Genomic DNA, 9892 nt, shown 5'->3' on the forward strand with positions numbered 1-9892 from the left:
GCGCGCTACCGACAACGCTCATCCTACACCCTCCCAATTTTTCATTGAGACCATCGTTCGATGATCTGAGGGAGACTGTGTCAGACGATGGGAGCGCTAACTATACGACCATGGTCGTATGCCTCCGCAGACTGGGGACGCGCACAAAGGAAAGCGGCCCGGACGCGACGCGCCCGGGCCCGAAAAGCGTTCGTGTTCAGCGGCCTAGCGCGGACGGACCGCGTAGAGCGCGTGGTGGCTCAAGACGTACAGGGTCTGCCCATCGGTCCCGCCGAACAGCAGTTGCAACGGCCGCTCGGGCGTATCGATGCGGCCCAGTTCCTTGCCGTCCGGCGCGTAGACGAACACCTGGCCGTTGGCGACATAGACCCGCCCCCGCCCGTCCGTCGCGACACTCTCGCCGCCCCGATCGGCGAAGGGCTTCAGGTCGGTGACCGCCCCGCCCTTCCCCACGACGCCGCTATAGGTCTTGTTCTCCGAACTGTTGGTCAGGAACACCCGTTGGCCGGGCTTCACGGCGGTGAAGCCGTACGTGTCCAGCGAGTCGGAGAAGCGCAGGCCGCGATAGTCCGGCGGCCCCTGCTGGAAGACGCGATAGGCCGGCAGGACCAGGCTGCCGTCCGGCGAGACATATTCCTTCGGCTTGGCCAGCGCCATGTCGCGGACGAAGAGCTCGGCCAGGGTCGGATACTGGTAGGTCTCCGGATCGATCTGGTCCTTGAACTCGCCGTTGTTCCACCAGTTGACCGGCAGCACCGTCGCCGCGCTGGCGTGGTCAGCGGCCGGGGTCGCGGCGATCAGCGTCACTTGGTCGTCCGGACTGCCGGGCTTGAAGCTGTAGACCGAACCGTTGCGGCCGTCCGATGACAGCACCAGCAGGTTGCCCGAAGCGTCGACCGCCAGGTTGATCGGATCGAGCGTATTGTCGCGCACGATCGACAGCTTACGCGCGTCCGACCAGCTGTAGATGCGCTGGTGCTTGCGGTCGGCGAAGTAGAGGGTTCCGCTCGCATCGACAGCCCCGCCGCCCAGCGAGAAGAAGCCGTCGGCCAGCTTCTCGACCTTGGCTCCGGCGATGGTCGCCGGCGCGACCGGCGGCGGGTTGGCCTTCAGGTCCAGCACCGCGAACTGGCGCTCGCGCACCTCCAAACCGCTGGTGACGTCCAGGATCGCGTTCTCGTACGGATACTTGGTCAGGCGCGTGAAGGTCGCGCAGCCGTTCTCGTCGCAGGTGCCCAGGCCGCTCTCGCCATTGACCGCCACGTTGCGGAACCGGATGTCCTGCGAGTTGTAGACCCGCACCGCGGCCGCTGCCGGCTTGCGCGTCCGGGTGACGCGATAGCCGTGATAGTTGGCCAGCAGAATGTTCCTGGAGTCGCGGATTTCCAGCGAGACGGTGTCCTCGCCCTCCCCGGCCTCCTCCTCGGTCTGCGGAGCCAGAAACTCCCAGTTGGCGACGCGGTTCAGGGTGATCTCGGTGCGCACATGGTGCTCGACCGACGCCTGGTAGACGTGGCCGGGCGTTTCCGTGTCGGAGACGTAGATGCCAGTGTAGGCGTAGGTGTTGGGGCTCCAGACGTTCGAGAACGTCCCGCCGCCGCCATTGGTCACCCACAGGCTGGGATACTGCCCCGCCCAGCGCTTGGCCGGATCGGCGTCGGCGGTGCCGTTGGCGTTGTAGGGGATGACCCGCGTGCCATCGAACAGGTTGGTGCCGTGGCCGCCCTGGAACTTGACGTCATTGACCATCGAGGTCGCGCCGGCGGTCCACAGCAGGGCCGTCGCGCGCGGGTTGGCGCCGTCGGTATAGAGCCCCAGGCCAAAGACGATGTTGTCCCCGCCCTTGGCCGACTCCACCAGCGCCTTGGGCGCGCCGACGCCTTGATAGGCCGGCGTGGCGTGGGGCAACACGATTTGGGTCAGGCTGGGGTGCAGGCCGATCAGCACCGTGTCGGACTTGAGCTTCAGGGTGTCGGTGACCCGGTAGAAGCCGGTTGGGAAGTAGACCACCCGGTGACTGTCGATCGCCTTCTGGATGGCGGCGGTGTCATCGGTCGTGTTGTCGCCCTTGGCCCCCAGCGTGCGGACATTGGCCCAGTCCGCCGTCGCCGGCAGGGCCCTGATCGCGGGCGCGTTGGGCTTGGGCAGCGCGCTCAGCGGCTCGGCCTGGAAGGTTGTCTTGTATTCGCCCATCTGGCCTTGCGCCGGGACAGTCAGGCCGTGGTTGAAGGCCGACACGCGATAGGTCTTGCCCTTGCCGGCCGTGGTCTTACCGCTGTCGCGGAAGCGAGCGAACACCGGGGTGTTGGACGCCACGGCGTTCTCGAAGCCGACCTGGGTGTAGACATTGGCCTCGTTGGAGATGACGACGCCGGCCTTGGAGACGTTCTCGAAGCGGACGTCCTTGCCCCAAAGCCAGTCGCCGTAGCCCTTGTCGATCTCGATGCCGACGGGCGTGTCCTTCATCGCCACATTGACCAGGGTGAGGCCGGCTTCATGCTCGCGGATGGCCGCGTCGCGCTGGCCCTCGAAGGTCGAGTCGAGCAGCACGAAGCCCCAGGCCGGCGACGGCTTCTCGGCCAGGATGCCGTAGCGCCCGCCCTTGAAGTGCAGGTCCTCGGCCTCGTTGGCGACGTGGTAGAGGCCCGCCAGACCCGAGCCGATGTCGAAGTCCATGTGGGTCAGCACGGCGTGCTGGGCGGCGTGGAAACGGATCGCCGTGGCGGCCGGATTGCCCTTGCCGATCTTGAAGTCGATGTTGCTCATCGCGCTGTAGAAGGTGCCCGGATTGGCGTCCGGCACGGTCTTGTCGAACGGCACGCTGCCGGGCGGCGGGAAGGCCACCGGACGGCCCGCAGGATCGCGCTTGGCCCCGGCGAAGATCACCATGTTGGCCACGCCCTTCTGGAAGCCCGGCGTGGCGTCCGGCAGCTCGATCAGCGGCCGCGTGGCGCCGACGCCGAACACCCGCACGCCGGGCCACAGGAACAGGGTCTTGGTGATCCGGTAGCGGCCCGAGGGCAGGAAGACGAGACCACCGCCCGGCTTGGCCGCCGCCGCGTCGATCGCCGCCTGGATGGCCGCGCCGTCGTCGGTCTTCCCGTCGCCCTTGGCCTTGACCACGATGGCGGCCGGGTCGTCCGGGACCGTGGCCAGGACAGAGGGCCCGGCCCACGCCGGACCACCCGCCAAGCCCAGCGCGATCGAAGCCGCGCCCATCGCCAACCAATGCTTCATGACAAACTTCCCCACCCTACGGATTCACAGCGTAGAGCGAATGATGGGTCAGGACGAACAGCGTCTTGCCGCCCTCCCCGCCGAAGATCAGTTGCAGCGGCCGCTCGGGCACGTCGATCCGGCCGACCTGCTTGCCGTCGGCGCCGTACTGGAAGATCTGGCCGTTGGCGACGAACACCCGGCCCTGGCCGTCGACCGCGACGCTCTCGCCGCCGCGATCGGCGACGACCTTGAGGTCGGTCAGCGTGCCGCCGGGACCGACCTGGCCGCTATAGGTCTTGTTCTCCGAGCCGTTGGTGAAGACCAGCCGCTCGCCGATCGCGCCGGCGATCAGGCCGTTGGTCTGCAGGCTGTCGGCCCAGCGCCAGCCGACATGGTCCGGCGGCCCTTGCTGCCAGACGCGGAAGGCGGGCAGCGACACGCTGCCGTCGGGCGAGACATATTCCTGGGTCTTGGGCGTGCCGACATCGCGGGCGAACATCTGCGCCAAGGTCGTGAACTCGCCCTTGGCCGGATCGTACTGGTCCTTGAACTCGCCGTTGTTCCACCAGTTGACCGGCAGCAGCGTTTTGGTCCCGGCGCGCTGCGCCACGGACGTCGGTGCGATCATGGTCATCTGGTCCTTTGGACCGTTCGGGTCGATCGAATAGACGGATGCCTGCGGGCCGTAGGATGACACCACCAGCAGGTTGCCCGAGCGGTCGATCGCCAGGTTGGTCGGGTCCAGCGAGCTGTCGCGGACGATCTCCAGACCCTTGGCGGCCGTCCAGCGATAAATCCGCTGGAAGCGCTTCTCGATGAAGTACAGCGCGCCGTCCGCGCCCACCGTCCCGCCCGAGATCGACCAGAAGCCGGTCTCCAGCTTCTTCACGTTCGGGCTGGCCGGCGGCGGAGCCGGCTGGTCGTTCTTGACGTCCAGCACCGCGAACTCGCGCTCGCGCACCTCCAGCTTGCGGGTCTTGTCCTGGATGGCGTTCTCGAACGGATACTTGCTGGCTCGAAGATAGGTGCCGCAGCCGATGGTGTCGCACAGGGCCACGCCGCTCTCGGCGTTGATGTGGACATTGCGGAAGCGGATGTCGGTCGAGTTGAACAGCTTCACCGCCGTCTCGGCCGGGTGGTACGAGCGCGTCACCCGATAGCCGTGATAGTTGGCGAACAGGATGTTCTTGGAGTTGCGGATCTCCAGCGACACCGCGTCGGGGCCGTCGCCGACCTCCTGCTCGGTCTGGGGCGCCAGGAATTCCCAGTTCTCGACATTGTCGAGCACGAACTCGTTGCGCACATGGTGCTCGACCGAGACCTCGTAGATGAAGCCCGGGGTCTTGGTGTCGCTGATGTAGAAGCCGGCCGAGGCGAAGGTGTTGGGGCTCCAGACATTGGCGAAGGTGCCGCCGCCGCCGTCGGTCACCCAGATGCTGGGGTACTGAGCGTCCCAGCGACCGTCGGCCACCGGATCGCCGCTGCGGGCCTGGGCCGCGCCCAGCGGCTTGCCGTCGGCGGTGGGTGTGCCGCCGCCGCCCATGATCTTGACGTCGGTGACCAGCGACTTCTCGCCCGACCGCCACAGCAGCGCCGAGGCGCGCGGGTTGATGCGGCCGGTGAACAGCCCGATGCCGGACAGGATGTTGTCGCCGCCCTTCGGCGTTTCCAGGATCGGCTTCACCGCCCCGACGCCGGCGTGGCGGGAATTGCCGTCCGGGATGACCAGCTGGGTCAGGGCCGGATGCAGGCCGATCAGCACCGTGTCGGCCTTCAGCTTCAGCGTGTCGCTGACCATGTAGAAGCCGATCGGCAGGTACAGCACGCGGTGGCTGTCGATGGCCTTCTGCAGGGCGGCGGTGTCGTCGGTCGTGCCGTCGCCCTTGACGCCCAGCGTCTTGACGTTGGTCCACTCACCGATCGGCGGCGTGGCCCGCAGCGCCGGCGCGCCCGCCTTAGGCAGCGCCTTCAGCGGCGCGATGTCCGAGATCGTCTTGTACTCGCCCACATGGCCCAGGCCCGGCAGCGTCAGGCCGTAGGTGAAGTTCTCCACCCGATAGGCCTTGCCCTTGCCGTCCACGGTCTTGCCGCTCTCACGGAAGCGGGCGAACACCGGGGTGTTGGAGGCCACGGCGTTGTCGAAGCCGACCTGGGTGAAGACGTTGTCCTCGGCCGAGATGACGACGCCGGCCTTCGAGACGTTCTCGAAGCGGACGTTCTTGCCCCACAGGCTGTCGCTGTAGCCCTTGTCGATCTCGATGCCGACGGGCGTGTTCTTGATCGCCACATTGACCAAGGTCAGGTCGACCTCGTGCTCGCGGATCGCCGCGTCGCGCTGACCGTCGAAGGTGGAGTCCAGCAGCGTGAACTGCCAGGCGGGCGAGGTCTTCTCGGTGACGATGCCGTAGCGGCCGCCGTGGAAGTGGACGTCCTCCATGATGTTGCCGGCCTGGTAGACGCCGGCGAAGGCCGAGCCCAGGCGGAAGTCCATGTGGCTGAGGAAGGCGTGCTGGGCCATGCGGAAGCGCACGCCGGCAGCCGCCGGATTGCCCTCGCCGATCTCGATGTCGACATTGGCCATCGACGAATAGAAGGTGCCGGAATTGGCGTCGCGGACCTTCGTGGTCGCGGGCCGCACGGTCGGGACCGGCACGGGGATATCGCCGACCTGGTACTGGTCGCCGCCGGTGAACACGACCATCGTGCCCACGCCCTCCTGGAAGCCCGGCGTGTTGGTGCCCAGCACGAAGGTCGGACGGGTCTTGCCGACGCCGAACACCCGCACGCCCGGCGGCACCAGGATGCTGCGGGTCAGGCGGTAGCGGCCCGAGGGCAGGAAGACTAGGCCATGGCCCGTACCGTCGCGGGCGGCGTCGATGGCCTTCTGCACGGCGTCGGTGTCGTCGGCCTTGCCGTCGCCCACGCCCTTGACGGTGATCGCGCGAGGATCGTCCGGGGCCTTGGGCAGGAAGGATTCCGACGCGGCGGCCATCGCCGCTCCGGAGCACGAGGCCATCAAGACCGCCGACAACAGGATCGCTCTCATGCCACTCCCCAAATCTACTTTGGGAACAGTGATAAGGCCGCGCGCGTCCGCGACCACCGCGACCATGGTCGTAGTTACGGCCCGGCGACGCACCGCTAGAACCCCAATTCCCATTCGCCTCGAAGCCGAGGATCCCGCTTGCCGTCGTCGCGCCTCGCTCCTTCTGAAGGCCTCGCCGTGATCGTCATGGGCGTGAGCGGCTGCGGGAAGTCGACGCTGGGCGCGCTGCTGGCCGGCGCGCTGGACTGCCCCTTCCTGGAGGGGGACGACTTCCACGATGCGCGGGCGGTGGCCAAGATGCGGGCGGGCCAGCCCCTGGTCGACGACGACCGCTGGCCGTGGCTGGACCGGCTGGGCGCGGCCATCGGCGAGGCTTTGAATACGCAAGGCCGAGTTGTGGCGGCTTGCTCGGCGCTGAAGCGCGGCTATCGCGAGCGGCTGCGCGAGGCGATCGGCGGTTCCGTCGATTTCGTCCTGCTGGACGCCAGCGCCGACGAGCTGCAACGCCGCCTCAGCCAGCGCGCGGACCACTACATGCCGGTCAGCCTGCTCACCAGCCAGCTGGCCACGCTGGAGTTGCCGCACGCCGACGAGGCCATCGTCACCCTCGACGCGGCCCTGCCGCCCGAACAGCTGAGCGTGCTGGTCCAGGAACAGCTCGACGCCCGGATCCGGACGATCGGCGCCGCCGCGTCCCTAGGGCATCAACCGCTTCCGCCCGCGTGAAAGATGCCAGCGCATGGCCAGGGCCGCGCCGTCGCCGTCCTGGGCCCGGATCGCGTCCACGATCATCTCGTGCTCGCTCATCATCTCGGCGATCGCTTCCGGCGGCCGCGAGCGCGAGATGTCGACGCCGGCCCGCATGATGCGGTCGACATCGGCCTCCAGCGCCTCGAAGGCGACCAGGAAGGCCGGATTGGCGGTGGCCAGCACGATCTGGCGATGCAGCTCCATGTCCTCGACGTGGGCCGGGGCGCTGGACATCAGGGCCGTGCGCAACGCCGACAGCGCCGCGTCGATGGCGACCATCTCCTCGGCCGAGCGCCGCACCGCCGCCAGCCGCGCGGCCTCGGACTCGAGCACGAAACGCACCTCGTAGCTGCCCATGGTCGAGGGCAGTTCGGACAGCGGCATGTAGGCGCCCAGCTTGTCGGACGGCCGGTTCTTGATGAACGAGCCCGCCCCGCGCCGGGCCTCGGTGATGCTGTCGGCGGCCAGGCGCACCAGGGCCTCGCGCACGACGGTGCGGGACATGCCGAACATCTCGGCCAGGCGCGCTTCCGACGGCAGCCGGTCGCCGATCTCCAGGCCGTCGCTGTTGATCATCTCGACGATGCCCGTATAGGCCCGGTCGGCAAGGCGCCCCTCGCTCATCGCTCTCCCCTTCGCTGACGCCACCATCGGGCCATTCGCGTCGCGAGGCCAACCCCTGCGCGTCATAGCGCCGAAACCTGTATGACAGATTTCGAGGATATGGCGATACGGGCGCGATGTTCACGCTCACATCGCCAAAACCTCTTGAACTTGTCTAACAGATAACGCAAACATCTGAAATCAGCGAACCGGACCAGCCGACTCAGAGCGGCAGCCATCACGATCCGGTCGCCGCACCTCCGAAGACGGGGGCGCAGGGAAGAGATAGAGGGGTTCACGCATGACCACGATGGACGTCCGCGACGCCGGCCAGCACACGGAAACGATGCTCGGCGCGCTCACGCCGACCCAGATGAAGGTGCTGGAAGGCGTCAATCTGGGCCTGCTCAACAAGCAGATCGCCCACGACCTCGGCATCGCCGAAGCCACGGTCAAGGCGCACATGACCGCACTGATGCGCAAGCTGAACGTCCATAACCGCACCCAGGCCGCGATCGCCGCCCAGTCCCTGACCCAGGCCGCTCGCGCCGCCAGTCGCTAGGGCCGCGCGCCGCGCGAACGGGCGCGGCGACGCTGAAACTGTCATGAAAGCCGGCTAGCAGCGCCAAAGCGGGGCTGATGGTCCAAGCGCGCTTGCCGCGCCGCCGATCATCGCCTCTCTATCCGCCGTCTGGAAAGTCGCGCCCGAGCCATGCCTGCGATCACACCCGAACGGTCCCGATGGTTCGCGCGGCACGTCCTGCCGCACGAGCACATCCTGCGCGCCTGGCTGAACCGCCGGCTCGCGCCCGGCCTGGACGCCGACGACGTCATCCAGGAGGCCTATACGATCCTGGTCTCCAAGGAGAGCGTCGAGGATATCCAGAACCCCAAGGCCTACCTGTTCCAGGTCGCCTATTCGCTGCTGGTCCGCCACGTGCAGCGCAGCCGCATCGTCTCGATCCGCGCCGTCGCCGACCTGGAACGCCTCGACCTGGCGGCCGAGATGGCCTCGCCCGAACAGATCCTGATCGACCGCGACGAGCTGCACCGGCTGGCCGAGGCCATCGCCGAGATGCCGGACAAGACCCAGGAGGCCTTCATCCTGCGCCGCGTCGAGGGCCTGTCCCAGCGGGAGATCGCCGCGCGCATGGGGGTGTCGGAGAACACCGTCGAAAAGCATATCGTCAAGGGCATCCGCCTGTTGATCGATCGCTTTGGACGTGGCGGAAAACGCGCGCTCGGCGCATCTAGGAATGACGACACGGGATTGAAGGGTCTTGATGGCAGAGCGAGAGACAAGTCGGGCGGTTGACGACGCGGCGGCCGCCTGGGCCGGACGCCTCGATCGCGGCCCCTTGTCGCCAGCGGAAGACGCCGCGCTCGAGGCCTGGCTTTCCGGCGATCCGCGCAGGCTTGGGGCTCTGGCTCGCGCCCAGGCGCTGTACGACGGCACTGACGCCGCGCGCGCTTTGGGTCCTGAATTCGATCCCACCGCCTTCACGACCAAGCCCCCTGCTCGACCGTCGCGCCGGAACCTGATCGGCTGGGGCGGCGGTGCGATCGCCGCGGGCCTGGTCGCCGGCGTCGGCGCGCTGGGCGTGTCGACCTACGCCTCGCGCGCCTATGCGTCCCAGCGCGGCGAGGTGCGGCTTATCCCGCTCGACGACGGCTCGGCCATCACGCTGAACACCGACAGCAAGGTCCGCGTCCGCCGGCGCACGGTCGAGCTCCTGCGCGGCGAGGCCCTGTTCGAGGTGGCCAAGGGCGAGCAGCCGTTCATCGTCTCGGCCGACACCCTGTCGGTCATGGCGACCACCGCCGCCTTCGTCGTCAAGGCGATCGCCGGCGAGCCGGTCTCGGTGGTGGTGCGCGAGGGCCAGGTCAGCGTCACCGATCGGGGCCAACGCACCCAGGTCGCCGCCAACCAGCAGATCGCCCTCTCCACTGAAAAAGCCAAGGTCGAGGCCGTCGCGCCGGCGGCCCTGTCGCGGCAACTGGCTTGGCGCGAGGGCAAGATCGCCTTCGAGGGCGAGACCATGGCGCAGGCGGCCCGCGAGTTCGCCCGCTACAGCGACACGCAGCTGATCATCGACGACCCGGCCCTGGCCCAGGAGCCGGTCAGCGGCCTGTTCGCGGCCAACGACCCGGTCAGCTTCGCGCGCTCGGCCTCGCAGGCCTTCGGCGTGCGCCTGGATATCGAGGGCCGCACGGTCCGTCTCAGCCGGCCTTCCGCGTAAAAGTTCCGTGACACATGGCGGAGACGTCGCCGCG

General features: G+C 68.0%; 7 protein-coding genes. 4 read left to right on the plus strand and 3 right to left on the minus strand.

From position 1 onward, the window contains the following. Positions 1 to 204: 204 nt before the first annotated feature. Both AC07NI_RS08770 and AC07NI_RS08775 read right to left on the minus strand, forming a co-directional pair. On the minus strand, positions 205 to 3237 hold the full coding sequence (locus AC07NI_RS08770) for a glycosyl hydrolase family 28-related protein (RefSeq protein ID WP_494617821.1): 3033 nt from the start codon (positions 3235 to 3237) through the stop codon (positions 205 to 207). A gap of 16 nt (positions 3238 to 3253) precedes the next feature. Continuing rightward, positions 3254 to 6265 (minus strand): glycosyl hydrolase family 28-related protein, encoded by a 3012-nt coding sequence (locus tag AC07NI_RS08775; RefSeq protein ID WP_494617822.1) that lies wholly within the window; start codon positions 6263 to 6265, stop codon positions 3254 to 3256. A 138-nt stretch (positions 6266 to 6403) separates the two neighbouring features. Here AC07NI_RS08775 and AC07NI_RS08780 point away from each other — a divergent pair, with 138 nt between their 5' ends. Beyond that, a complete protein-coding gene (locus AC07NI_RS08780; protein ID WP_494617823.1) occupies positions 6404 to 6991 on the plus strand; it encodes a gluconokinase in 588 nt (195 codons plus the stop codon). Here the strand turns inward: AC07NI_RS08780 and AC07NI_RS08785 are convergent. Then, on the minus strand, positions 6962 to 7639 hold the full coding sequence (locus AC07NI_RS08785) for a FadR/GntR family transcriptional regulator (RefSeq protein WP_494617824.1): 678 nt from the start codon (positions 7637 to 7639) through the stop codon (positions 6962 to 6964). The genes AC07NI_RS08780 and AC07NI_RS08785 overlap by 30 nt on opposite strands. Before the next feature lie 280 nt (positions 7640 to 7919). Here AC07NI_RS08785 and AC07NI_RS08790 point away from each other — a divergent pair, with 280 nt between their 5' ends. The 3 genes from AC07NI_RS08790 to AC07NI_RS08800 all read left to right on the plus strand — a co-directional run bounded on the left by AC07NI_RS08790 (position 7920) and on the right by AC07NI_RS08800 (position 9858). Then, entirely contained in the window at positions 7920 to 8180 is a 261-nt protein-coding gene (locus AC07NI_RS08790; protein WP_494617825.1) for a response regulator transcription factor, read from the plus strand. A 150-nt stretch (positions 8181 to 8330) separates the two neighbouring features. Then, entirely contained in the window at positions 8331 to 8933 is a 603-nt protein-coding gene (locus AC07NI_RS08795; protein WP_494617826.1) for an RNA polymerase sigma factor, read from the plus strand. Further along, the gene (locus AC07NI_RS08800) at positions 8902 to 9858 is read left to right on the plus strand and encodes a FecR family protein (RefSeq protein ID WP_494617827.1); all 957 of its coding nucleotides are present in this window, start codon (positions 8902 to 8904) and stop codon (positions 9856 to 9858) included. Before AC07NI_RS08795 ends, AC07NI_RS08800 begins: the two co-directional genes overlap by 32 nt. The last annotated feature ends 34 nt before the right edge of the window (positions 9859 to 9892 follow it).

This window comes from Caulobacter sp. GW821-FHT10E02 (assembly GCF_059415225.1).

Coding starts and splice junctions, on each gene's coding strand:
- AC07NI_RS08795 (WP_494617826.1), top strand. CDS start 8,331: ATGCCTGCGATCACACCCGAACGGTCCCGATGGTTCGCGCGGCACGTC.
- AC07NI_RS08790 (WP_494617825.1), top strand. CDS start 7,920: ATGACCACGATGGACGTCCGCGACGCCGGCCAGCACACGGAAACGATG.
- AC07NI_RS08770 (WP_494617821.1), bottom strand. CDS start 3,237: ATGAAGCATTGGTTGGCGATGGGCGCGGCTTCGATCGCGCTGGGCTTG.
- AC07NI_RS08775 (WP_494617822.1), bottom strand. CDS start 6,265: ATGAGAGCGATCCTGTTGTCGGCGGTCTTGATGGCCTCGTGCTCCGGA.
- AC07NI_RS08785 (WP_494617824.1), bottom strand. CDS start 7,639: ATGAGCGAGGGGCGCCTTGCCGACCGGGCCTATACGGGCATCGTCGAG.
- AC07NI_RS08800 (WP_494617827.1), top strand. CDS start 8,902: ATGGCAGAGCGAGAGACAAGTCGGGCGGTTGACGACGCGGCGGCCGCC.